The organism is Niveispirillum sp. FG148 (assembly GCF_057809655.1).
In genome coordinates, this window is record NZ_JBMDKJ010000010.1 from 26,659 (window position 1) to 51,242 (window position 24,584).

A 24,584-nucleotide genomic window follows, 5' to 3' on the forward strand; every position below is an offset into this window, starting at 1 on the left:
AAATAGGCAGCCAAAGCTCCCCCCAAGCTTCGGAAGTTGCCCATCATGGCCCTGTGGCGGATCAGCGATAGCCTAGTCGAATACCCGGAAGCCCTTGCCTTCATGGAAGCGCGCGTGGCCGAGGTGCGGGCCGGCACGGCGCCGGAAACCGTCTGGCTGCTGGAACATCCCCCGCTCTACACCGCCGGCACGTCGGCGCGGGAGACGGACCTGCTGGCCCCCATGCAGTTCCCCGTGTTCCAGGCGGGGCGCGGTGGCCAATATACCTATCATGGGCCGGGGCAGCGCATCGGCTATGTCATGCTGGATGTACAGGCGCGCGGCGGCGACCTGCATGATTTCGTCTGGCGGCTGGAGGAATGGCTGATCCGCACCCTGGCCCAGTTCGCCGTAAAGGGCGAACGCCGCTGCGGCCGCGTCGGCGTCTGGGTCGATATGGGTCCCTTCGGCCAGCCGGGCACAGAGAACAAGATCGCCGCCATCGGCGTGCGCGTGCGTCGCGGTGTCAGCTTCCACGGTGTCTCCTTGAATGTGGAGCCGGACCTGAGCCATTTCGGGGGAATCGTGCCCTGCGGCATCCGCGAACATGGCGTCACCTCGCTGGCGGCCCTGGGCCATATCGTCACGATGCCGGAGGTGGACATGGCCATGCAGGCCGCGTTTGAAGAAGTGTTCGGCGAAAATGCCGTCGCCCGGACGCCCGCCGCCTGCGCCGTGGAGGATTGAGATGAACCCGCGCCGCAGCATCAGCGCCCTGGTCCTTTACGGCGTCGGCACCGCCGCCCTGGTGGTCAGCGCCTTCATGCTGGTCGCCCCCACGCCGGACACCTATGGCCCCGCCCTGGTCGGCCTGCTGCTGGGCGTGCTGCTGCTGGGGGTGGGCCGCGCCTGCCAGCATTTGTCGCGCATCCGCGACCTGATGGAAGGAAGGGGCTGAGCCCCCTGGACACGTCCCCTACCGGTCGTCCGCCAGGCAGCCATGTTCGACCGACTGCGCCGCCAGCTCCTGGAACTGCGACAGATAACGCCCGTCGGCGGCGATGGCGGGGTTGCGGATGGTGTCGGCATTCAATTGCCGCAATTCCCTGTCGATGCGACCACAGGGACCGGCGCAGGCGGCCAACAGCAGCGGCAGCAGCAGCAGCAAAAGCAGAATGCGCGGTGGAACGGCGGACATGATCGGGGTCACCATCAACAGGCTTGGATGACCAGGACCCTGCGCGCGGCACCGGGCGAAAGCACGGCACGTCGGTGACGGGATTGCGGCGGCGCCTCCTTCCGTGGGGACGGGCCGCCACAACCAACGGGATCAGTAACGCCGGATCAGCCCGATCAGCCGGCCCTGCACATTGACGCGGTCAGAGCCGAAGACCCGGGTTTCGTAATTCGGGTTGGCCGGTTCCAGGGCGATGGAATTGCCCTTCCGACGCAGCCGCTTCAGCGTCACTTCCTGCCCATCGACCAGGGCGACGACGATGGTGCCATTCTCCGCCGTGTCGCAGCGCTGGATGATCACCGTGTCGCCGTCCAGAATGCCGGCTTCCACCATGCTGTCACCGGCGACTTCCAGCGCGTAATGGTCACCAGCCCCCACCATGCTGGCCGGGATATCGATGGTGACGGAATTATCGCGCATCGCTTCGATCGGCAAACCGGCGGCGATGCGGCCATAGAGCGGCAGGGCCACCGCTTCGGCATCGTTGCTGGCCTGCCGACCCGGCAGGGCGCCGCGGAAATCCCCCTTGATGACATTGGGCTTGAAGCGCGGCGACACCTCCGCCACAGGGGCCGGGGCGGCAGCGGCCGGCACGGGCTTTGTCTTGGCCAACGGCTTCTCCGGCAGGCGCAGCACTTCCAGCGCGCGGGCGCGGTGCGGCAGGCGACGGATGAACCCCCGCTCCTCCAGTCCGGTGATCAGACGATGGATGCCCGACTTCGACTTCAGGCCCAGCGCATCCTTCATCTCATCGAACGAAGGCGACACGCCCCCCTCATTCAGCCGGTCATTGATGAAGAACAGCAGTTCCTGTTGCTTGCGCGTCAGCATGGCATCCCCTCAGCCTGGTCCGGTCGCGACCGCCCGATATTCGGGCGTCCAGCCATCGGCATATTCACTGTCAGAATATAGAACAATCCCGGAACGTCAATCAATGTTCCAGTTTGGTTCGTGTTTTTCTGCGAGAATCTGGTGAAGCTTCGGAAAGGATACTCCCTGCATGGTTGCAGGCCGTGTTGCGCCAGACCGGGAGGAAAAAAGCCGAAGCCGGGCGGATCACCGCGTCAAAGCGCGTCCAGCGGCATGATCCGCACCATCTCCCCGGCCTTCACGGCCGGGGCGTGCGGCGCGCGCAGGATCAGGCAGTCGGCCCAGGCCAGCCGGCTCAACATTCCGCTGTCCTGTTTGGGAAATGGCTCGGCCACTTCCCTGCCCTGCCCGTCCACCGCCAGTCTGGCGCGGATGAAGTCGGCCCGTCCGTCATTGGGGCCCATATCGCGAGCCAGCACGGCGTCGCGCACCGCGTCATCCGTGGGCAGCCCCTGCAGGCCCAGCAGCAGCGGGCGCAGGAACAGCCAGGCGCAGACCAGGGCGGAAACCGGATTGCCCGGCAGACCGATGACGGGCACGCCGCCCATGCGGCCGAACATCAGCGGCTTGCCCGGCCGCATGGCGATCTTCCAGAAATCCAGCTCCAGCCCGGCCGCACCCAGGGCGGAGCGCACCAGATCATGTTCCCCCACCGACGCGCCGCCGATGGTGACCAGCAGGTCGGTGCCCGACGCAGCGGCGATCAGGGCGGACAAGCTGTCGGTGCTGTCGCCGGCAATCCCCAGATCCACCGCCTCCCCACCCAGTTGCCGGACCAGGGCGGACAGGGCCAGCGAATTGGAACTGACGATCTGGCCGGGCGCCAGCATATCGCCGGGCATCACCACCTCGTCGCCGGTAGCCAGGATGGAGACACGCGGGCGGCGTCGCACCTTCAGCCAGGGCACATTCATCGACGCGGCCAGCGCGATGTCGCGCACGGTCAGCTTGCGCCCCGCCGGCACCCCGACATCACCCGTGGCAAAATCCTGCCCCGCCGGTCGGACCCAGCGGCCGGGGCCACCGCCATCCTTGCATGTAACGGTGGCGCCATGATCGTCCGCATCCTCCTGCACCACCACGGTGTCGGCCCCATCGGGCAGGGCGCCACCGGTGAAGATGCGCACGGCCTGCCCCGGCCCCACCGCGCCCATGAAGGGGCAACCGGCCGGCGCTTCCCCGATGCGGGTCAGCGTGACGGGGAAGGAGGCGATATCCGCCGTGCGTACGGCCCAGCCATCCATGGCGGATACAGCGACAGGCGGATGGGTGACGCGCGCCACCACATCGGCGGCCAGCACCCGGCCCAGCCCCTGGGTGATCGGCACCTGTTCGGCCGGCAACGGGGCGATCTTGGCCAGGATGCGGGCACGGGCCTCGGAAAGGGGGATCACGCGGATGCTCCGTCAGTCGCAGGACGTCGACATATTGGGGCATATATCACGGACGGCAACGGGGCAAGGCGGCGACACCCCCGATTTTCTCCCGATCCTGTGCGGCCCTTACTCCGGCAGCACGGAAAAGGTGCCGCTCTTGCCACCTTCCTTATAGACCAGATGCACGCCGCCGATGATCATGCCCTTATCCGCAGCCTTGCACATGTCATAGATGGTCAGTGCGGCCACCGTGACGGCGGTCAGCGCCTCCATCTCCACACCCGTGCGGCCCTTCAGCTTGACCGTGGCCTCAATCTCCACCCGGTTGGCGCGGGCATCCAGCTGGAAATCGACCGCAACCTTGGACAGCATCAGCGGATGGCAGAGCGGGATCAGGTCGGGCGTCTTCTTCGCCGCCATGATCCCGGCCAGCCGGGCCACGCCCAGCACATCGCCCTTTTCCACTCCCCCATCGCGGATCAAGGCCAATGTCTCCGGCCGCATGGTGACATGGCCGCGGGCGATGGCGACGCGGACCGTCTCCTCCTTGGCGGAGACATCGACCATGGCGGCGTTGCCCGCCTCGTCGAAATGGGTCAGGGGGTTGCTCATGCTGCTGCCACCATGGGTGTGGACAGCAAGGCACGGGTGGCGGCCGCCACATCGGGCTTGGCCATCAGGCTTTCCCCGATCAGGAAGCGCCGCGCCCCGGCTGCCGCCAGCCGGGTCAGGTCGGCCGGGCTGTGGATGCCGCTTTCCGCCACCAGATGCCGGCCCGCCGGGACCATGGCGGCCAGGCGCTCCGTCGTGGCCAGATCGATGGCAAGGGTCTTCAGGTTGCGGTTATTCACGCCCAGCAGACCGCCGGGCAGCTTCAGCGCCCGTTCCATCTCCGCCTCGTCATGCACCTCCACCAGCACATCCATGCCGAGATCCACGGTGGCGTCATAGAGGTCGCGGGCCAGGACATCGTCCAGGCAGGCCATGATCAGCAGGATGCAGTCGGCACCCAGCGCCCGGCTTTCCACGATCTGATAGGGATCGATCATGAAATCCTTGCGCAGCGCCGGCAGGTCCACGGCGGAACGCGCCGCCTGCAGAAAGGCGTCATCCCCCTGGAAATAGGGGACATCGGTCAGCACCGACAGGCAGGTGGCGCCCGCGTCGCTGTACGCCCGCGCCAGGGTCGGCGGGTCGAAATCAGCCCGGATCAGGCCCTTGGAGGGGCTGGCCTTCTTGATCTCTGCAATCAGGGCCCAGCGCCCCTGCGCCACGGTGTTCTCCAGCGCCTTGGCAAAGCCGCGCGGGGCCGGCTGCTCCCGGGCCAGTGCTTCCACCATGGACAGGGGCCGGGCGGCCCTGGCGCGGGCCACATGGTCGGCCTTGTCGGCGCAGATACGGGCCAGGACGTCGGGTGTCTGTTGGTTGGTCATAGCGTCAACGGCGTGTTGGTGATGGAAACCAGCCGGTCGAGCGCCAGGGTCGCTTGTCCGGATGCGATACAATCGGCGGCCTTCGCCACCCCCGCCTTCAGGTCGGGCACGGCGTCGGCCACGACCAGGGCGGCCGCCGCGTTCAGCAGGACGATGTCGCGGTAGGCGCCTTCGGCCCCCGCCAGCACGGCGCGCAACGCCTCGGCATTCTCCTCCGGCATGCCACCGCGCAGCTCGGCCAGCGTGGCGCGCGGCAGGCCGGCATCATCGGGCGTGATGGTGAAGGTGCGGACCTGACCATCGCGCAACTCGGCCACATGCGTGGGGCCGGTGGTCGTGATCTCGTCCAGACCGTCCGCGCCGCTGACCACCCAGGCGCGGGTGGAGCCCAGGTTGCGCAGCACATGGGCCAGCGGTTCGACCCATCTGGCGTCGAACACGCCCATCAACTGCCGCTTGGCACCAGCCGGATTGGACAGCGGGCCCATCAGATTGAAGATGGTGCGCGTGCCCAGTTCGACCCGCGTCGGCCCGACATTGCGCATGGCCGTGTGATGGCGGGTCGCCAGCAGGAAGCCGATATGGGCGTCGAACAGCGCCCGCTTCACCAGGGTGAAATCGGCATCCAGATTGACGCCCAGCGCCGACAGCACATCCCCCGCCCCCGATTTGGAGGAGATGGCGCGATTGCCATGCTTGGCCACCGGCACACCGCAGCCGGCAATGACAAAGGCCACGGCCGTGGAGATGTTGTAGGTATGGGCCCCGTCGCCACCGGTACCGCAGGTGTCGATGATGCCGTCGGGCGCGTCGATCCGGATGGCCTTGGCCCGCATGGCGCGGGCGGCGCCTGTGATCTCCGCCACCGTTTCGCCGCGCACGCGCAGCGCCATCAGGAACCCGCCCATCTGCGACGGCGTGGCATTGCCCGCCATGATGATGGAGAAGGCGTGTTCCGCCTCCTCCTCACTCAGACTGGCGCCGGTGGCAACCTTGGCCAGCAGCGTCTTGAAATCCCCCATATTTCCCGACATCGCCGCCTCACGCTACGCGCAGCCGCGGCCCGCGCGTCACGCCGGCCAGGGTCAGGAAATTGTCGAAGATCTTGTGCCCATGTTCGGACGCGATGCTTTCCGGATGGAACTGCACGCCATGGATGGGCAGCGTCTTGTGTGACAGCGACATGATCATGCCGTCAGGCAGCCAGGCCGTGGATTCCAGGCAATCCGGCAGCGTTTCCTTCTCCACGATCAGGGAATGGTAACGCGTGGCCTTGAACGGGCTGGGCAGGCCCGCCATCAGACCCTTGCCATCATGATACACGTCCGACAGCTTGCCATGCATGGGTTCCGGCGCGCGGATGACCCGGCCGCCAAAGGCCTGACCGATGGCCTGATGCCCAAGGCACACACCCATCAGCGGGATCTTATGTTCGGCCGCGGCATGGATGATGGGCAGGCAGATGCCGGCCTTGTCCGGGTCGCAGGGACCGGGCGACAGGACGATGGCTTCCGGCTTCAACGCCAGCGCCTCTTCCACGCTCAGGGCATCATTACGCCACACGGCCATGTCAGCGCCCAATTCGCCCAGATAATGCACCAGATTCCAGGTGAAACTGTCGTAATTGTCGATGAACAGCAGCATGGCCATATTCCAGCAACGGCCCCCTGGGCCTTGGACCGCGAAGCCTACAGACTGACCGTCCTGATTTCCAGTCCGTGCAGCCCTGTCCTGTCCGGCGGGCGGCATTGCGGCTGGGGCATTGCGCGCCGTACCCGCTTTGTAGCACTAAGCTTGTCCATCCCTTCCCGCCGAGGTTGCCTTTTCCATGCCCGCCCCCACCCGGCCCCCCGGCACCAACCGCCCCCGTCCCGCCGGCAGCCCGAAGCCGAAGCGCCCCCGCGTCACCGTGGGGGGCAGCCGGGCCAAGCGGGGGCGCGACGGGCTGGTGCGGACGCGGCGCCTGGCCCTGATGTGGCTGGGCCGGTTGAACCTGGGCGGGCGCATCGCGCTTGGCTTCATCGCCCTGGTACTGGTGGCCGGCGGCCTGACGGCGCTGCTGGGCCAGGAACGCTATCACCCGGTCCCCGCCGGGCCCGCCCTGACCCCGACGGAGGAAGCCGCCGACGCCGACGCCCCGGACGAGCCGGAGGACGCAACGGACGAGGACGCGGCCGAACAGGCCGACCTGCCCACCCTGCCCGGCCCCGCACCCGCCGTGCCGGATGCACCACCTGCCCAGCAGCCGACAGCGCCGGCACAACAGGCCCCAACCGCAGCGCCCAAGCCCACGCAAACGGCGATGCTGCCCCCACCCCGCCCGCTGCCCCCCGTGACGGAGGTGCCGGCCGGCACGCCCGCCTGGAAGCATTTCGCTCTGCCGGCCCCGGCGGCGGACGGACGGCCGCGCATCATCATTGTCATTGATGATATGGGCGTCGACCGCGCGCGTACCGAAAAGACCATGACGCTGCCCGGTCCCCTGACCTTTGCCTGGCTGCCCTATGCCCGCGACCTGCCGCACCTGACGGAGCGGGCACGGGCGGGCGGACACGAATTGCTGGTCCATATGCCCATGGAACCGACGGGCAAGGAGGACCCTGGCCCCGGCGCCCTGACCACCAGGATGGACGAGGCGGTCCTGCGCCAGCGTCTGGCCGCCAACCTGTCCGCCTTCCAGGGCTTTGTCGGCATCAACAACCATATGGGCAGCCGCTTCACCGCCGATCAGCACGGCATGGCCGTGGTCATGGCGGAACTGGCCGGCCGGGGCCTGATGTTCCTGGACAGCCGCACCACGGCCGACACCAAGGCCGGGCCCCTGTCCGCCCATTACAAGGTGCCGATCCTGGCGCGCGACGTGTTCCTGGACCATGAGATGACGCCCAAGGCCGTGGCCGCCTCCCTGGCCAAGGTGGAGGAAATCGCGCGGCGCAAGGGCCTGGCCATCGCCATCGGCCACCCGCATGACGTGACAACGGCCGCCCTGGCCCAATGGCTGCCGACGCTGGAGGCCAAGGGCTTCCAACTGGTGCCGCTGACGGCAGCCCTGCCCCACGGGTGACACCGTCATGGCAACCCTCCTCACGGCCGCGGTCGACGGCAATGGTTGCCTGATGGCGCAAGCGTCGCAGGCGGTCGTCCCCTGGTGGAGTGTCACCAAGCCGCTGATCGCAGCGGCTGCCTTGCGTCTGTGCGACCAAGGCCGGCTGGATCTGGACCAGCCCGTGCCCGGCTGGCCGTATAGCTGGCGGCAATTGCTGGGGCACAAGTCAGGCCTCGGCGATTATGGCGGGCTGCCCGACTATCACGCGGCCGTTGCGGCGGGAACGGCGCCTTGGGATGACGCCGCGCTGCTGAGCCGCGTGCCGCCCGACCGGCCCTTGTTCGCACCGGGCGCGGGCTGGGCCTATTCCAATGTCGGCTATCTGCTGGTCCGGCGGGCTCTTGAACGGCTCTGCGACCAGCCATTGGCCGAGCTGCTGGCCCATCTGGTGCTGCGCCCGTTGGGGCTGCCGTCCGCGCGGCTGGCCGTAACCGTGGCGGACATGGATGGCACCGTCTTTGCGGGCGGCCATGGCTATGACCCTGGCTGGGTTTATCACGGCACCATCATCGGGCCGGTGTCGGAAGCGGCCCTGGCCCTGCACCGGCTATTGACCGGCGATCTCCTGTCACCGTCGGCGCGGACGACGATGACCGCCCGTCATGACCTGGGTGGCCCCATTTCCGGTCGCCCTTGGCTGGCGCCTGGATACGGGCTGGGCCTGATGGTGGGGCGGATGGGCACGGCACCGGGCCGGGCGTTCGATGTCACGGGCCATTCGGCTGGCGGACCCGGCAGCACGGGGGCCGTCTATCACCGCCTGTCCCCCGGCTCTGTTCAAACTGCCGCCTGTTTCAGCGACGACGGCCATCCCACCACAACAGAGAACGAGGTCGTGCGCCGTCTGCTGTCCTGACCGTCAGGATGCGCCCGGGCCGATATTCGCCTTCAGGAATTTCTCCCAAGCCTCCAGCACCTTCTTCATCTGTTCGGTGACCAGGGGGGAATGGTCCATTCCCTTGATCTCCACATATTCCACCGGCTTGCCGGCCCGTTCCAGGGCGCGGCGCATGTCGCGGCTATGGCCGACGGACGCCTGATAATCCAGATCGCCATGGACCAGCAGGACCGGCACCTTGATCTTGTCGGCCTGATGATAGGGGGAGATCGGCTTCAACGCATCGGAATCGCTGCCGAAATGCAGCCCGCGCGTCAGATTGCCGAAGCCGGAGATTTTCACCTCGTCATATAGCCGCTCCAGATTGGCGACAGGCGCCGTGGCGACGGCGCATTTGAACAGGTCGGGTGTCTTCACGGCCGCCATCAGCGCCGCGTAGCCGCCATAGGACCAGCCCAGGATGCACATGCGCCGGGGGTCGGCATAGCCCTGGGCCACGGCCCAGTTCGCGGCATCGGTCACATCATCCTGCATCAACCCGCCCCACTGATGCTCCCCCGCTTCGTTGAAGGCGGCGCCATAGCCGGTGGAGCCCCGGAAATTGGGCTGCAGCACGCCATAGCCGCGATTGGCCAGGAACTGGGCCATCACGTCAAAGGTGCCATCATCGCGGCTGAACGGGCCACCATGCGGCATGATGATGAAGGGCAGGTTCCGGCCCTCCACCCCCACCGGCAGAACCAGATAGCCCGGTATGTCCGTGCCATCGGTCGCCTTGTAGGTGACGGGCTTGCGCGGGCTGATCATATCCTGGGCGATACCGGGATAGGTGTCGCCGAACAGGGCGAATTCCTTCGTTCGCCGATCGAACAGGCGATAGGTCGTGGGCGCCGATGTCGAGAAACTGGCAACCAGCACCAGATTGCCGCCGGCAGCCGTATCGATGACGATTTCCCGGCTGTCCGGCAGCGCCTTGTCCAGCGCGTCCTGCACCCGTTGGACAGCGGGGTCCAGCCATTGGCGACGCGGCAGGTCGTCCATCCAGGCAAAGGCGACGACGGCGCCGCGCTGCACGATGGCGCCGTCCACATCGAAATGCGGGTCGCTGGCCACCTTCTCTCCCATCTGGTCATTGGCCAGATCATATTTGTAGATGGCCGACAGGTCGCCCTCGTGCCGGGACGCGACGAAAAGATTCTGGCCGGACGCATCAAAGCCCAGGATGGCGAAGGCCCCGTCATCCTCCAGGACCTTGTTCTTCATCATCACTTCGAAATCGCCCCCGGCCACGCGGCGCAGATAGCGGCTTTCCAGTTTGCGGTCGTCATAGGTTTCCGCGATGCGGATTTCCCCGGTCGGATCGGGAATATAGGACATGACGTTGCGCACCGGCCGGCGCACGCGGGAGTAGCTGCCCGTCAGCACGTTCAGTTTGATAACACCGGGCCAGGGCCCGTTTTCCGTCGGGAAGGCCGCCAGCACATTTTCATCGTCGATGAATTGCAGGATGGGGGTGTGCTGCAGGATATAGCCATTGTCCGGCGGCCGCTGCAAAAGCACCTTCACTTCCTGCAAATCACGGGAAACGGACACCGTGCGGGTAAAGCGCAGGGGAAGCCGCCCGTCGGTGGTGTTCATCTTCTCCGTCGTCAGGATGCGCACCAGCAGGCGTTCATTGCTGATCCAGTCGAACCCGACAATTTCCGCATCGGACGGCCCGATGATGGCCGGTTTCTCCCCTTGGGTGATGGGCAGTTTGCGCACCACCAGATGCTGGTGGCCATTGACCGGCGCCAGAAAGGCGACATGACTGCCGTCGGGCGACAGGTCGACATCCGCCATCACGGGCCGATGCGCGAAATATTCGACCGGCAGAAGGGGTGCGGGGTCGGCCAGCACGGCCGGGGCTCCCCCCGTAAAGGCCGCGCACAATAGCAGGCCGACCAGCCGCGGCACGTTTCCCCCAAACCCCATCATCCCGTTCCCCCTGTTTATGGCTGTAACACGCCTATCGTGATCCGATATGCGCCTTCAGGAACCGATCCCAGGCGGACAGGACCGTTACCATCTGCTCCGTCACCATGGGTGAGTGGTCCATGCCCTTGATCTCGATATACTCCACCGACTTGCCGGCCCGTTTCAGCGCCTTTTCCATGTCGCGGCTGTGGGCCGCCGGGGCCTGATAATCCAGATCACCATGGATCAGCAGCACGGGGGCCTGGATCTTGTCGGCATTGTGATAGGGCGAGATGGCGTTCAGCGAGGACCGGTCGTCGCCGAAGAACATGTTGCGATTGTAGTTCTTGCCGCCGCTATATTTCAGATCATCATACAGCCGTTCCAGATTGGCAACGGGGGCCGTGGCGATGACGCATTTGAACAGGTCGGGCGTCTTCACCGCCCCTTCCAGCGCGGCATAACCGCCATAGGACCAGCCCACGATGCACATGCGCTTGGGATCGGCGATGCCCTGCGATATGGCCCATTGCACGCCGTCGGTGACGTCATCCTGCATCAGCCCGCCCCATTGCCGGCTGCCGGCGGCGGAGTAGACGGCCCCATAGCCGGTGGAGCCCCGGAAATTCGGTTGCAGCACCGCATAGCCCCGATTGGCCAGGAATTGTGGCAACACATCGAACACGGCCGCGTCGCGGCTATGTGGCCCGCCATGCGGCAGCACGATGAAGGGCAGGTTCCTGGGCTCCACCCCCACCGGCAGGGTCAGGTAGGCCGGGATATCAAGCCCGTCACGGGCCTTGTAGGTGACAGGCTTCTGCTGGGCAACATAGTCCTGCGGGATATCCGGGAAGGTGTCGCCAAACATCTCCAGGCTTTTCTTCTTGCGATCAAACAGCCGGTAGGTCACCGGGGCATTGTCGGCATAGCTGGCGACCAGGATCAGATTAAGGTCGTCGGCCGTGTCGACGATGACCTCACGGCTGTCAGGGACGGCCTTATCCAGCGTTTCCTGCAGTCTCTGCTTCTCCGGGTCCAGCCAGCGACGGTTGGGCAGATCGTCCATCCAGGCGAAACCCACGACCGCGCCGCGCCGTGTGATGGCGCCGATATCATAATTCGGATGGTCCGCGACCTTCTCTTCCAGCTTGTCGGTCGTCATGTCGTAGCGGTAAATAGCGTTGCGGTTCCCCTCCGGACGCACCCCGACATAGAGCCACTTGCCCTCGGGATCAAAGCCGTAGACGCTGAAATCCTCCTTGTCGTCGGCCATGTTGGATTTGTGCATCAGCTCGAAATAGCCTTCGCTGTTCAGGCGCAGAAAACGGTTCGTCTGGGTCTTGTCATTATAGGACATAGCCACGCGGATCTTTCCCGACGGGTCGGGAAGATACTCATAGACATTGGGCAAGGCCTTGCGCACACGCGTGAATTTACCGGTGATGACATTCATCTTGACCACACCGGGTTCCGGATCCTCGTCCAGCGGCACGGCCATCAGCACATTTTCATCATCGACGAACTGCAGGATCGGGGCCGCCAGGAAGTAATAATTGCTGATCTTGGCGGGTGGCCGTTCAAACAGGATCTTCATCTCCTTCATGTCCCGGGACACGGAGATGGTGCGAAAGAAACGCAACGGCATGCTGCCGCCATCGCCAACCGGCTTACGGTCGGTCATGAATACATAGACCAGCAGCCGCTCATTGCTGATCCAGTCGAAACCGGTGATCTCCGCATCGGTGGGCGCGATGATCGCCGGCTTGTCCTCCGGGCCCGGCCGCAGCTTTCGCACGACCAGATGCATGCGTCCATTATGTGGCGCCAGATAGGCGACATGGGAGCCGTCGAAGGATAGGGAGAGATCGGCCATATAGGGCCTGTGTGCGAAGGCCGCCACCGGCAGTTCTGGTACCTTTTCCGCCAGGGCGCTGCCCGTCAGCATCATCGACAAAACCAACCCGGCAACCCGGCCCCACACCCCGTTCATCCCCATGCCCCACCGCTCCCCATTTTGCCTTTCGGGGCGTCCCCACGCCCCAATCTGCAAAAGGCTAATCGAGCGTTATCGGCGCCGTAAAGCGATGGAAGATTCGCAGGGGTGAATACTGGATGCTGCCAAAACAACCCGCACACAGTTGGATGGAAGTCACACGCAGGTGCCGGAGAATACACCAGAATCGCAGCGTCGCCCGGTGTGCTTCACAACCGAGCCGGCACCGGGCGAGACTACGTGGACAAGGGGCTGAGAGGTCACAGGAAACTGTAAGGATCGATATCCACCTGCACCCGTACGGACGCCGGCACCTGTACCCGCAGCAGCCAATCCTGCAGAACCGGCTGCAAGGCCACATTCTTCGGCCCCTTCAGCAGCAGCCGGCGGCGGAAGCGCCCGCGCAGCACGGCCAGCGGCGCCGGCGCCGGGCCCAGGATGGTCAGTTCCTCCCGCTCCCGCGGGGCAGCGCGGCCGAGCGCGGCGGCGGCGGCATCCACCTCCGCCTCGTCCTCCCCCGACACGATCAGGGCAGCCAGCCGGCCGTATGGCGGCATTTCCAACTGCCGGCGCTGTTCACTTTCCACGGCCAGGAAACTGTCACGGTCATGGGCGGCCAGTGCCTGCATGACGGGATGTTCGGGCATATGGGTCTGCAGCATCACACGGCCCGGCCGCTGTTCACGCCCCGCGCGGCCCGCCACCTGATGCAGAAGCTGAAAGGTGCGTTCGGCCGCACGCAGGTCGCCGCCGGACAGGCCCAGATCGGCATCGATCACGCCAACCAGGGTCAACAGCGGGAAATGATGGCCCTTGGCCATGACCTGTGTGCCGATCAGCAGGTCGATGGCCCCGTCCTTCACCTGTTCGATGACATTCTGCATGGCGCGCGGTCCGGCCAGCGTGTCGGATGTCATCATGGCAACGCGGGCATCGGGGAACAGGATCGCCACCTCCTCCGCCACCCGCTCCACACCAGGGCCACAGGCCACGAAGCTGCCCTCCTCCCCGCATTTGGGGCAGGCTTCCGGGGCTTTCGATTGAAAGCCGCAATGATGGCATTGCAGGCGCCGCGACAGCCGGTGTTCCACCAGCCAGGCCGTGCAATGGGGGCATTGCAGCCGGTGGCCGCAGCCCCGGCACAGGGTCAGTGGCGCATAGCCCCGGCGGTTCAGGAACAACATGCCCTGTTCACCCGCCAGCATGGTCTGGGCCAAAGCCTCGCGCAGCACGGGTGACAGCCATTGCCGGGCGGGCGGGGCCTGATCCTTGCGGCGCAGGTCGATCAGGGTGACATCGGGCATGGTCGCCCCGCCATGGCGGGACGGCAGGTCGATGCGGGCATAGCGGCCCGTTTCCGCATTCACCAGGGTTTCCAGCGACGGGGTGGCGCTGGCCAGGATGATGGGGATACGGGCCAGATGGGCGCGGGCCACGGCCATGTCGCGGGCATGATAGATGACCCCGTCCTCCTGCTTGAACGCGGCCTCGTGCTCCTCGTCCACGATGATCAGGCCCAGGTCGGGGAAGGGCAGGAACAGGGCCGAGCGGGCGCCCACCACCACACGGGCCTCCCCCTTTGCCACGGCGCGCCAGGTGTGGCGGCGGATGGGTGGGGCCATGTCGGAATGCCATTCCGCCGGGCGCACGCCGAACCGCGCCGCGAACCGGTCCAGCCATTGTGCAGACAGGGCGATTTCCGGCAGCAGGACCAGCGCCTGCTTGCCGGCGCGCAGGGCGGCGGCCACGGCTTCGAAATAGACCTCTGTCTTGCCGGACCCGGTGACGCCGTCCAGCAGCGTGACATTGTACCCGCCCGCCGTCACCTTGGCCGACAGATCATCGGCCGCCATCTGCTGGGCCGGCGACAGCGCCTTGGAATTGGCGTCGGGATCGGGCCGGGGAAAGCGCGGCAAGGCCAGCATGGGTACGGTAACCAGGGCGCCCGCCTCCGCCAGCCCGCGCACCACGCCGGGGCCACACCCGGCTTCCGCCGCCACATCGGCAGCCAGACGCGGCGGCCCGTCGGACAGGATCTCCAGCACCCGCCGGCGCGCCGGGGTCAGGCGCAGGTCGTCGGGCAGGTCGCCATCGGCGCGGGTATAGGCGGTGAGCGCACGGGGGTCCTCCAGCGCGGCCGACACCGACACGGCCATGCGCATCACGGCCCCGACCGGGGCCATGGTATAGGCGGCCACCCATTCGATGAAACGCCGCCCCACTTCCGGCATGGGCGGCAGGTCGATATGGCGCAGCACGGCGCGCAGCTTGCGCTCCTCCACACCCGTGGCGGCGTCACCTTCGCCCCAGACGATGCCGAACAGGCGCCGCGGACCCAGCGGCACCTCCACATAGGAACCGGGCGGCAGCACCATGTCGCCCGGCACCTTGTAATCATAGGGTTCCGGCAACGGCAACGGCAGCAGCACCCGCACGCGGGCGGGCGGCTTCACCGTACCTTCCAGCAGATCGTCCATCACCCGATCATTCCCACGCGATCCCCGGCACAGCAACCGTCCCGCAGGAGATTGCACAATTGACCGGCGCTGCCAATGGCCGGTTCAGCGCTGCAGCACCCAGCGCAGCAGCAGGCCGGACACCGCACAGCCGCACAGAACCGCGCACATGGGCAGGGGTGATCCGCCTTCCGACAGGGCGCCGACGATGGTCCCGGCCGCCGCCCCGGTGCAAAGCTGCAGGGCGCCGGACAGGGAAGAGGCCGTGCCCGCCAGATGCGGAAAGGCGGCCAGGGCGCCGGCCATGCCGTTGGCCCCCACCAGTCCCATGGCGCCCAGGAAGAAGAACAGCGGCACCGCCACGCCGAAAATCCCGCCGATGCCCAGCACGCCGCCGCTCAGCAGCAGAGCCGCCCCGATCGCCGCGGTGGCGGCGATGCCCCAGCCGATCATGCGGTCCACGCCATGGCGCAGGACCATACGGCTGTTGATGATGCTGCCCGCCATCATGGCCACGACATTGAAGCCGAACCACAGGCCGAATTGTTCCGCCGGAACGCCGAAATGCTGGATATAGATGAAGGGCGTGCCGGAGATATAGGCGAACAGGCCGCCCGACACGCAGCTGCTGGGCAGCGCATAGGTCATGAAGCGGCGGTCCAGCAGCAGCAGCAGGTAGTTGGCCAGGATATTGCCCCCCTGCCCGGCCGCGGCGGAGACCGCGTGGCCCCGCGTTTCCCGCACCGTGGTGAGGGCCAGGGCCGCCAGCACGCCGAACCCGCACAGGCACCAGAAGATGCCGCGCCAGCCCAGATGGTCCAGGATCTGCCCGCCGGCCAGCGGTGCCAGCATCGGCGCCACGCCCATGACCAGCATCATCAGCGACATGACCGACGCGCCACGGTCGCGGTCGAACTGGTCGCGCACCATGGCGCGCGCGATGACGGGGGCGGCACACGCGCCGATCCCATGCAGCACGCGCCAGGCGCTCAGCGTCCAGATGCTGTCGGCGGTGGCACAGCCCACGCTGCCGGCGATGAACAGGGCGATGCCGAAGAAAACCGGTGGCTTGCGCCCGAACCGATCGCCCAGCGGCCCCCACAGCAGCTGTCCACCGCCATAGCCGATCAGGAACATGGACAGGGTCATCTGCACCTGTGCCTGATTGCCCCCCAGATCATGGGCAATGGTCGGCATGGCCGGCAAATACATGTCGATGGCCATCGGCCCGAACATGGTCAGAAAGCCCATGACCAGCACAAACCAGGCGAATCCATTCACCGGCGGCTGACCGCTGCCCGTGGCGACATGACCGCCGGCCGTCTGTTCAGGACCCATGTCCCCGCTGTCCACGCTGCGCATCCCGACTATCCAATGCTACCCCGCCCGGCAGTACCGGGTAGTGCATTAATTAGCATAGAGATTCGCTGCAACGCACAGGCCCCTCCCCATGGCTGGGGCCCGGTGTCCGCATGGCGGAGAAGAGGAGCCGGTTACCAGGATTTCAGGGCGCGCAGGGTCGGTGTCTTCTTCACAATGTGGCCGTCCATGCGGGCCAGCAGCCGGTCCAGAACGTCCACGGCGGCACCCACGGCCGGCCCCTTGTTCAGCATGACGCATTCCGCACGGGCGGCCATGGCGGCATCCGTCATTTCTCCCCGCGACGGGATGCCTTCCTTCACCAGCCCTTCCAGCACCTGCGTGGCCCAGATGACAGGCACACCCGCGGCCTCACACAGCCACAGGATCTCCTCCTGCATTTCGGCCACGCGTTCGAACCCGATTTCCGCCGCCAGATCACCGCGGGCGATCATGACGCCAAAGGGCCGCCCGCCCGCCGCCGCCCGCGCCATCAGGGCGGGCAGATTGCTGACCGCTTCCGGCCGTTCGATCTTGGCAACCAGGCCCAGCGGCCGGGGCCGCGGCGCATTCCGCCCCAGTGCTGCTTCCAGCAGGTCGATGTCGTTGGGTTCCGAGACGAAGGAATAGCCGATCATGTCAGCGCATTCGATGACACAGGCCAGGTCATTCTCATCCTTGGCCGTCAGCGGCGACAGGCCCAGGGCCGTATCGGGCAGGTTCAGCCCCTTTTCGGGCTTCAGCTTCACCACCCCGCCCTTGGCACGGGTCACCCGGATCAGGGCATTGCCCTCCCCCGCCGCTTCCACCACACCTTCCAGCGTGCCGTCATCATAGCGCAGACGATCACCCACCCGCAGACGATGCACGACCTGCGGCAGCGACGCGGTTGCGGCGACCTGTATATCCTCGTCTACATGCGGCTTGCCTTCCGCCTGCAGACGGAACAGGTCGCCCGCGCGCAGCCGGTCACGCCCGCCCTTGGCCTTGACGGCCTGGGTGCGGATCTTCGGTCCGGCAATATCCATCAGGATGGACAGATCACGCCCGGTCAGGGCGGCCGCACGGTGGATATGCTCCGCCATCGACCGCCAGGCATCCGCATCGTCATGGGCACAGTTGATGCGGGCGATATCCATGCCGCGCCGCGCCAGATCAGCGATCATGTCGGGTTCGTCCGCCGCCTCGCTGGGCAGGGTCACCATGATGCGGCACCGGCGTCGCGGCGGGGCCGCCCCCATCAGCGCATCCGAGGCTTGGGCCAGCCGCCCCTCCCCGGCGAAAAAGCAGGCCGCATCGGGTGCGGCCACCGGCGCCTTGACACCCGACAGGGCCGCCAGCGCCACCAGCACCGCATCCAGATTGGGCAGTACGCGGCTTTCCAGACGCCCCAGCGATGACAGGCCCAGCGCCATCAGCCGCCGTTGCAGCGCCCGCAGGTCATGGCGGCGCACAGCCAGATAATGGGAAAGGTTGGTGATGCCGGGCGACGCGTCGGTGGTGCCGGTCCAGTCGCGCAGCAGCGCCTCGCCATCAGCCAGCACCAGGGTGCGCAGGGCCGAAACCTCCGCCATCAGCACCCGCGCATCCTCGTTGCCCAGGTGGGCGTGACCGCCATGCATCGTAACCTCCCTCATGCACCATCCCAGAGACTAGGCGATGGGCGATGACGGGGTGATGACAAAGGTCAAGGCAGCGGCATCACGCCGCGCCCGGCGTCAAGCCTCCACCAGGGGGGTGAACCCGCCCCAGAACATGCGCGTGGCATCAAACGGCGTATTGTCCGGATCGCATTTCAGGCGCGGGTCGGACATGGCCTTGGCATTGATGGCATCACGCGCTTCCTTGGACGGGAAGATGATCCAGGCCAGGATCACCACCTCATCCTCCTTCAACTCCACCGACCGGGGGAAGGATGTCTGCTTGCCCCAGGACACATCATCGGCGACGCATTCCACATAGGACAGCGCGCCATGGTCCTTCCAGACCTGCGACGCCACCGTTGCCAGTTCCTTGTAATCGGCCAGCCGGTCCTTCGGCACGGGCACGACATAGCCATCGACGTAAGCCATCACAGCCTCCCTTGGTTGGAACTATACGCCAAGGACGATGGTGACCCGGCCGCGCCGACAGCAGGTGTGAAATTTTTGGGGCCGGCGGCTTTCTATCCGTCGATCAACACCGTGGTCACCTTGAACCCCGCCAGCGTGTTGGGCCCGAACGTGTGGGTCAGTGGCACATCGGCCGCGTCGCGCCCCGTGGCGATCAGGATGCGCCCCACACGGCGTTTGTTGTTGCGCGGGTCGAACACATGCCAGCGCCCACCCAGATAGACTTCCATCCAGGCCGCGAAATCCATTTCGGCATAGGGCGGCGGCTCCCCGATATCGCTGATATAGCCAGTGCAGTACCGGGCCGGGATGTTCATGGCCCGGCAGAAGGCCACGGCCAGATGCGCATAGTCACGGCACACGCCCCGCCGCTCGGCATAGACCTCGCTGGCGGTCCGCGTGGGCCGTGAATGTTCATAGCCGAACTTGATATGGCCATGGACGAAATCGCAGATGGCCTGCACCCGCCCCCAGCCCATGGGTGCATGGGCAAACAACCGCCACGCCTCCGCCGACAGGTTGTCGGTTTCACAATACCGGCTGGGCAGCAGGAACAGCAGCGTATCGGCCGGCAGGTCCTGCACTTCATGCTGCATGGCATCCGGCTCCACCGGGTCTGGCAAGCCATCATCGTGGATGATGCTGTTGGTGCCCAGAACCATGCGGCCCGCTGGCGCCACCAGCCGGCAGCACCAGTTGCCGAAACTGTCGCGATAGCCCTGGATCGGCACCGGCGGACTGGTGATCAGGTGGTCGGGCGTTTCAAGCTGCGCCACGCGCGAATAATGCACATTCAACATGACGATCATGGCCGTCTGTTGGGGGAAATCGTAAGTGAGCTGACAGCCCAGTTGGATGCGGATCATGCCGTCTCCCGCGCCAGGGTTTTTGCCGGACGGAAGGGGCATCCCCCCCCCCGCATATACCGACAGCCCCCGCGACATGCGCGGCGGCAATCACACCCGACCCGACCAGGGGCGCAGCAACCATGCTACGCCCCCAACCGTCCGCGACAAAGGATTGGTTAATCGGTTTTGCTGCAGATGCGAAGAAAAAGCCGCCGGGGCGGCGTCCGCCTTGCCACATGCCCGTCCGGGGGGCAAGATCAGTCGCAGACAATGTCCGCCGTGAGAGCCCCCGACGATGCCCATCGCATGTCAGCCCGACTGGTCCGCCGTGCCCGCCGTGCGCGTGGATGGCTATGCGGCCGGATGCTTGGTGCTGGACCTGGCGGGGGGGCGGCCCGTGCGGCTGCTGTCCGACCACGGTATTGCGGGATTGGCCGGGGCCGGCTGGTGGGCGGGGCTGCTGCGGGCCTGGAACAAGGCCGCGACCGGGCCGTTCCTGGCCCTGCTGGATTGTGCCGACCTGCCGGGACAGGTGATGGCGGCGCTGCGCGCCGGCGTCACCGACATCGTGTTCGACGCGGGACCGCAGACACCGGCGGGACTGGTCGAACGGCTGTCGTCGCTGGCCGATGCGCACGGGAGCCGGCTGCACAATCCGCCGGTAAACGTTGTCAAGCCGTGCTGGCGGCGCAACCGTGATGCCCCCTTACGGCAATACCTCAGCCAACATATTGATTTTACACATATGTAACGGCATTACAAACACTACAGGAACGGGGTGTCGCGTTGCATTGCCCCCCTTTCCTGCGATATCAAACCGGCACCCGACACGGCCCCGATCCTGGGCCCATAAACCTGGCAGGAAAACGAACATGAAGCTTACCCGCCGCGTGAAGGAAATCCTTTCCTGGTATGAGAGCGACAATCCCGGCACCAAGGCCAATCTCGCCCGCATCCTGATGGAAGGCCGCCTGGGCGGCACCGGCAAGCTGGTGATCCTGCCCGTCGACCAGGGTTTCGAGCATGGTCCGGCCCGCAGCTTCGCCATGAACCCGGCGGCCTATGACCCGCACTATCACTACCAGCTGGCCATCGATGCCGGGCTGTCGGCCTATGCCGCCCCGCTGGGCCCGCTGGAAGCCGGTGCCTCCACCTTCGCCGGCTCCATCCCGCTGATCTTGAAGATGAACAGCGCCAACAGCCTGTCGCGCTTCAAGGAAGGCGCCGATCAGGCCGTGACGGCCAGTGTCGATGACGCGCTGCGCATCGGCGCTTCGGCCATCGGCTTCACCATCTATCCCGGCTCCGACGCCCAGTTCGGCCAGATGGAAGAAATCCGCGAACTGTCGCGCGAAGCCAAGTCCAAGGGCATCGCCACGGTCATCTGGTCCTATCCGCGCGGTGGCGACATCTCCAAGAAGGGCGAACTGGCCCTGGATGTCGACGCCTATGCCGCCCACATGGCGGCCCTGCTGGGCGCCCACATCATCAAGGTGAAGCTGCCCACGGCCGATCTGGAGCAGGACGAGGCCCGCAAGGTCTATGAAAAGAACAACGTCCCGCGCGAGACGCTGGCCGAGCGCGTGAAGCACATCACCCAGGCTTGCTTCAACGGCCGCCGCATCGTCGTCTTCTCCGGCGGCGCGGCCAAGGGCGAGGATGCGGTGTATGAGGATGCCCGCGCCATCCGCGACGGCGGCGGCAACGGCTCCATCATCGGCCGCAACGCGTTCCAGCGTAGCCGCGAAGACGCGCTGGCCCTGCTGGACAAGCTGGTCCGCATCTATCAGGGCAAGGAATAAGCGGGTTACGCTTGTTCCCTCAAACGCCGGGCGCCGCCGTCCGGCGGTTTGGCTTTACGCCCGCACGCGCGGGCGCCGCGCCGGTCGGCGCGGATAGCAAGGGTCAATGCCCTTGACCCTTGCTATATAGTGCCCAATAAGGGGCCCGGCGTGGTTCATCCCGCCGGGCCCTTTTTCATTCTCGATCCTGTTCCGGAACCATCATGTCCGACTGCCGCCTCTACCTCATCACCCCGCCCAAGATCGATCTGGCCACCTTCCCCGCCCTGCTGGCCTCGGCCCTGGATGCGGGCGATGTGGCTTGCGTGCAGTTGCGGCTGAAGGATGTGGGCGATGATGTCATCCGCCGCGCCATCGACGCGCTGCGCCCCGTGGTGCAAAGCCGGGAGGTGGCCTTCATCCTGAACGACCGGCCCGATCTGGCGGCGGCCGGTGGCTGTGACGGGGTGCATGTCGGGCAGGAGGACACGCCCTATGCCCAGGCGCGCAAGATCATGGGCCGCGACGCCATTGTCGGCGTCACCTGCCATGACAGCCGACATCTGGCCATGGTCGCCGGGGAGGATGGCGCCGACTATGTCGCTTTCGGCGCCTTCTTCGACACGGCAACCAAGGACCCCATCGCCCGGGCCGAACCGGAAATCCTGTCCTGGTGGCAGGAGATGATGGAGGTGCCCTGCGTGGCCATCGGCGGCATCACGGTGGAGAACTGCCCCGTGCTGGTCAAGGCGGGGGCGGATTTCCTGGCCGTCAGCAGCGGGGTCTGGAACCATCCCGACGGCCCGGCGGCGGCCGTGAAGGCGTTCAACGCGGCCATTGCGGGGGCGTAAAGCCCCTTCACGCGAACTGCAGCGCCGCCAGCCGGGCGTAAAGCCCGCCGCGGGCCAGCAGTTCCTCATGCGTGCCCTCTTCCACCACCTTGCCGCCATCCAGCACAATGATGCGGTCGGCATTGACCACGGTGGCCAGACGGTGGGCGATGATCAGGGTGGTACGGCCCTTCATCAGCGTTTCCAGTGCCGCCTGCACCACCCGTTCACTTTCGGCATCCAGGGCCGATGTCGCCTCGTCCAGCAGCAGCACGGGCGCGTCGCGCAGGATGGCGCGGGCAATGGCGATGCGCTGACGCTGTCCACCCGACAGGCGCACGCCCTTTTCGCCCAGGAAGGTATCGAATCCTTCCGGCATGGCTTCGATGAAGTCCAGCGCATGCGCGGCCGATGCGGCGGCCCGCACCTCGGCCTCCGTGGCGTCGGGCCGGCCATAGCGGATATTCTCCATGGCGCTGGCGGAGAAGATGACGCTGTCCTGCTGCACGATGCCGATACGGGCGCGCAGGTCGGCCGGATCGGCCTGGGCGATGTCCACCCCATCCAGGCGCACAGCCCCTTCCTGCGGATCATAGAAGCGCAGCAGCAGCTGGAAGATCGTGGTCTTGCCGGCCCCTGACGGCCCAACCAGGGCCACCCGCTCCCCCGGCCGCACGGTCAGGGACAGGCCCGACAGGGCGCTGTCATTGGGGCGGGAGGGGTAGTTGAAACGCACATCCTCGAACCGCACCTCCCCCTTCGTGGGGGACGGCAGGGGGATGGGGTGGGCTGGCGGGCGGATGTCGGACACGACGGACAGCAGGCCGAACAGCCGCTCCGTGGCACCGGCCGCCTGCGACAGGTCGCTGGCCACCTCTGACAGGGCGCCGACGCCGCCCGCCACCATGACGGCATAGAAGATGAAGGCCGATAGCTGCCCGCCGCTGATGCGGCCGGCAATGACATCATGCCCGCCGATCCACAGCACGGTGCCGATGGCCCCGAAGACCAGCATGATCACCATCATGGTCAGCCAGGCCCGCGCCCGGATGCGGCGCCGGGCGACGCGGACGGCTTCTTCCACATTGTCGGCGAAGCGGCCGCGCTCCAGGGGCTCGCGGCCAAAGGCCTGGACGGTGCGGATGCCGCCCAGCACCTCGTCCACGCGGGTACCGATGCCGGCGACGGCATCCTGGCTGGCGCGGGAATAGCTGCGGACCTTGCGCCCGAAAATGACGATGGGGGCCACGACCAGTGGCACCACCAGCAACACCAGTCCCGTCAGCTTCGGACTGGTCAGCACCAGCAGGACCAGCCCGCCCGTCAGCATCAGCGCATTGCGCAGCGCGATGGAGACGCTGGTGCCGATCACCTGTTGCAGCAGGGTCGTGTCGGTGGTCAGGCGCGACAGGATCTCGCCCGTCTTGTTGGTCTCGAAAAAGGCGGGTGACAGCGTGACCAGATGGTCAAACACCTTGCGCCTGATATCGCCCACCACCCGCTCCCCGATCCAGGAGACCAGATAGAATCGGCCGAAGGTGGACAGGCCCAGCAGCAGGATGACGACCAGCAGCACCAGCAGCGCCTGATTCAGCAGGTCGGCATTGCCAGCCGCGAATCCACGATCCACCAGGGCGCGCAGGCCCTGCCCCAGGCCCAGGACGGTGCCCGCCGCCACAATCAGCGCCAGGGTGGCGCCGGCCATTTGCAGCCGATAAGGCCGCAGAAACGGCCAAAGCATGCGCAGCGGCTTCAGATCGCGGCGCTGGCGCCCCTCAGAAGCGGTGCGGTCGGCAGTGCTGTCACGAAATACCAAGGAAAACGCTCCGCTGCTAAGAATGCGGGTGGAAATCAAAGCCATCCCGTGGTACCCGCATGGCCGCGTCAGGGCAACAACAACGCCCCCGGTGACTTCGCTGCCGCGCCGATCCTGCATCAGCCCAGCCTTGCGTTGTCGCAGGGCCGGACGGGGTTGCCTTCACTCCGTGCTTTGTATATAAGCGCGGCTTCGATTTAGGGACTGCCGACCATGAAGCCTGATATCCACCCCGCCTACCACGAGATCACCGTTGTCATGACCGACGGTACCTCTTTCAAGACCCGCACCACCATGGGCAAGGCCGGCGACACGCTGCGTCTGGACATCGACCCGAAGTCCCACCCGGCGTGGACGGGCGTGCAGAAGCTGCTGGATACCGGCGGCCAGATCGCCAAGTTCAACAAGCGCTTCCAGAGCTTCGGCCTGAAGTAAGCAGCTTGGCCGCAAGGCATGACGAAAAGCGCCGCCGGGGCATCCTGGCGGCGCTTTTTGTGTTTGTGCGCATTCGAGGGCCGCATCCACTTTCTGACGGCTTTCATGATGGGTCTTGCCGCCTCCGGATGTCAGGCGTAGGGTTGGCGCGTCGCGAAAA

The 24,584-nt window shown here is 66.3% G+C and carries 23 protein-coding genes; 8 read left to right on the plus strand and 15 right to left on the minus strand.

The annotated features are described in order from the left end of the window. The first annotated feature begins 45 nt into the window (after positions 1-45). Together lipB and ACODTW_RS12720 are read left to right on the plus strand one after the other, a co-directional pair. A complete protein-coding gene (gene lipB, locus ACODTW_RS12715; protein ID WP_488946391.1) occupies positions 46-726 on the plus strand; it encodes a lipoyl(octanoyl) transferase LipB in 681 nt (226 codons plus the stop codon). Between the two features lies 1 nt (position 727). Further along, positions 728-937: a hypothetical protein gene (locus tag ACODTW_RS12720; RefSeq protein WP_488946392.1), complete on the plus strand. Its 210-nt coding sequence runs from the start codon at positions 728-730 to the stop codon at positions 935-937. A gap of 18 nt (positions 938-955) precedes the next feature. Here the strand turns inward: ACODTW_RS12720 and ACODTW_RS12725 are convergent, their stop codons facing one another. The 7 genes from ACODTW_RS12725 to ACODTW_RS12755 form a co-directional block, all read right to left on the minus strand. Then, positions 956-1,177 (minus strand): hypothetical protein, encoded by a 222-nt coding sequence (locus ACODTW_RS12725; protein ID WP_488946393.1) that lies wholly within the window; start codon positions 1,175-1,177, stop codon positions 956-958. A gap of 132 nt (positions 1,178-1,309) precedes the next feature. Continuing rightward, positions 1,310-2,047, minus strand: coding sequence for a transcriptional repressor LexA (gene lexA, locus ACODTW_RS12730; RefSeq protein ID WP_488946394.1), 738 nt, complete (start codon positions 2,045-2,047; stop codon positions 1,310-1,312). Between the two features lie 233 nt (positions 2,048-2,280). Continuing rightward, a complete protein-coding gene (locus ACODTW_RS12735; RefSeq protein ID WP_488946395.1) occupies positions 2,281-3,480 on the minus strand; it encodes a molybdopterin molybdotransferase MoeA in 1,200 nt (399 codons plus the stop codon). 108 nt (positions 3,481-3,588) lie between these two features. Beyond that, positions 3,589-4,074: a cyclic pyranopterin monophosphate synthase MoaC gene (gene moaC, locus ACODTW_RS12740; protein WP_488946396.1), complete on the minus strand. Its 486-nt coding sequence runs from the start codon at positions 4,072-4,074 to the stop codon at positions 3,589-3,591. Next, positions 4,071-4,895 (minus strand): indole-3-glycerol phosphate synthase TrpC, encoded by an 825-nt coding sequence (trpC, locus tag ACODTW_RS12745; RefSeq protein WP_488946397.1) that lies wholly within the window; start codon positions 4,893-4,895, stop codon positions 4,071-4,073. The genes moaC and trpC overlap by 4 nt, the downstream gene beginning before the upstream one ends. Beyond that, positions 4,892-5,929 (minus strand): anthranilate phosphoribosyltransferase, encoded by a 1,038-nt coding sequence (gene trpD / locus ACODTW_RS12750; RefSeq protein WP_488946398.1) that lies wholly within the window; start codon positions 5,927-5,929, stop codon positions 4,892-4,894. Before trpD ends, trpC begins: the two co-directional genes overlap by 4 nt. A gap of 7 nt (positions 5,930-5,936) precedes the next feature. Continuing rightward, positions 5,937-6,539 carry an anthranilate synthase component II gene (locus ACODTW_RS12755; protein ID WP_488946399.1) on the minus strand — a complete coding sequence of 201 codons (603 nt, stop codon included), beginning with the start codon at positions 6,537-6,539 and terminating at the stop codon, positions 5,937-5,939. A gap of 184 nt (positions 6,540-6,723) precedes the next feature. Between ACODTW_RS12755 and ACODTW_RS12760 the strand changes: the two genes are divergently transcribed. Together ACODTW_RS12760 and ACODTW_RS12765 are read left to right on the plus strand one after the other, a co-directional pair. Next, complete coding sequence (locus ACODTW_RS12760) at positions 6,724-7,959, plus strand: divergent polysaccharide deacetylase family protein (protein ID WP_488946400.1); 1,236 nt, start codon at positions 6,724-6,726, stop codon at positions 7,957-7,959. A gap of 7 nt (positions 7,960-7,966) precedes the next feature. Then, a complete protein-coding gene (locus tag ACODTW_RS12765) occupies positions 7,967-8,857 on the plus strand; it encodes a serine hydrolase domain-containing protein (protein ID WP_488946401.1) in 891 nt (296 codons plus the stop codon). A 3-nt stretch (positions 8,858-8,860) separates the two neighbouring features. Here ACODTW_RS12765 and ACODTW_RS12770 read toward each other — a convergent pair whose 3' ends face one another. The 7 genes from ACODTW_RS12770 to ACODTW_RS12800 form a co-directional block, all read right to left on the minus strand. After that, positions 8,861-10,816 carry an alpha/beta hydrolase family protein gene (locus ACODTW_RS12770; protein WP_488946402.1) on the minus strand — a complete coding sequence of 652 codons (1,956 nt, stop codon included), beginning with the start codon at positions 10,814-10,816 and terminating at the stop codon, positions 8,861-8,863. Positions 10,817-10,847: 31 nt separating this feature from the next. Then, on the minus strand, positions 10,848-12,785 hold the full coding sequence (locus ACODTW_RS12775) for an alpha/beta hydrolase family protein (RefSeq protein ID WP_488946403.1): 1,938 nt from the start codon (positions 12,783-12,785) through the stop codon (positions 10,848-10,850). A 263-nt stretch (positions 12,786-13,048) separates the two neighbouring features. Beyond that, on the minus strand, positions 13,049-15,265 hold the full coding sequence (locus ACODTW_RS12780) for a primosomal protein N' (RefSeq protein ID WP_488946404.1): 2,217 nt from the start codon (positions 15,263-15,265) through the stop codon (positions 13,049-13,051). Positions 15,266-15,349: 84 nt separating this feature from the next. Then, a complete protein-coding gene (locus ACODTW_RS12785) occupies positions 15,350-16,606 on the minus strand; it encodes a Bcr/CflA family multidrug efflux MFS transporter (RefSeq protein ID WP_488946405.1) in 1,257 nt (418 codons plus the stop codon). Positions 16,607-16,737: 131 nt separating this feature from the next. Beyond that, the gene (locus ACODTW_RS12790) at positions 16,738-18,240 is read right to left on the minus strand and encodes a pyruvate kinase (protein ID WP_488946406.1); all 1,503 of its coding nucleotides are present in this window, start codon (positions 18,238-18,240) and stop codon (positions 16,738-16,740) included. An 81-nt stretch (positions 18,241-18,321) separates the two neighbouring features. Beyond that, positions 18,322-18,675, minus strand: a complete 354-nt coding sequence (locus ACODTW_RS12795; protein ID WP_488946407.1) for a DUF1428 domain-containing protein — start codon at positions 18,673-18,675, stop codon at positions 18,322-18,324. A gap of 92 nt (positions 18,676-18,767) precedes the next feature. Further along, complete coding sequence (locus ACODTW_RS12800) at positions 18,768-19,580, minus strand: transglutaminase-like domain-containing protein (protein ID WP_488946408.1); 813 nt, start codon at positions 19,578-19,580, stop codon at positions 18,768-18,770. A gap of 277 nt (positions 19,581-19,857) precedes the next feature. Between ACODTW_RS12800 and ACODTW_RS12805 the strand changes: the two genes are divergently transcribed. From ACODTW_RS12805 to thiE, 3 genes are all read left to right on the plus strand, one after another. After that, on the plus strand, positions 19,858-20,313 hold the full coding sequence (locus ACODTW_RS12805; protein ID WP_488946409.1) for a hypothetical protein: 456 nt from the start codon (positions 19,858-19,860) through the stop codon (positions 20,311-20,313). A 121-nt stretch (positions 20,314-20,434) separates the two neighbouring features. Then, positions 20,435-21,364: a class I fructose-bisphosphate aldolase gene (locus ACODTW_RS12810; protein ID WP_488946410.1), complete on the plus strand. Its 930-nt coding sequence runs from the start codon at positions 20,435-20,437 to the stop codon at positions 21,362-21,364. A 203-nt stretch (positions 21,365-21,567) separates the two neighbouring features. After that, entirely contained in the window at positions 21,568-22,194 is a 627-nt protein-coding gene (gene thiE / locus ACODTW_RS12815; RefSeq protein WP_488946411.1) for a thiamine phosphate synthase, read from the plus strand. A 7-nt stretch (positions 22,195-22,201) separates the two neighbouring features. On the opposite strand, the gene ACODTW_RS12820 is transcribed toward thiE, so the two are convergent. Beyond that, entirely contained in the window at positions 22,202-24,034 is a 1,833-nt protein-coding gene (locus tag ACODTW_RS12820; protein ID WP_488946412.1) for an ABC transporter transmembrane domain-containing protein, read from the minus strand. A gap of 168 nt (positions 24,035-24,202) precedes the next feature. On the opposite strand from ACODTW_RS12820, the gene rpmE reads away from it, so the two are divergent. After that, on the plus strand, positions 24,203-24,424 hold the full coding sequence (gene rpmE, locus ACODTW_RS12825) for a 50S ribosomal protein L31 (protein WP_054166111.1): 222 nt from the start codon (positions 24,203-24,205) through the stop codon (positions 24,422-24,424). Positions 24,425-24,584 lie beyond the last annotated feature (160 nt).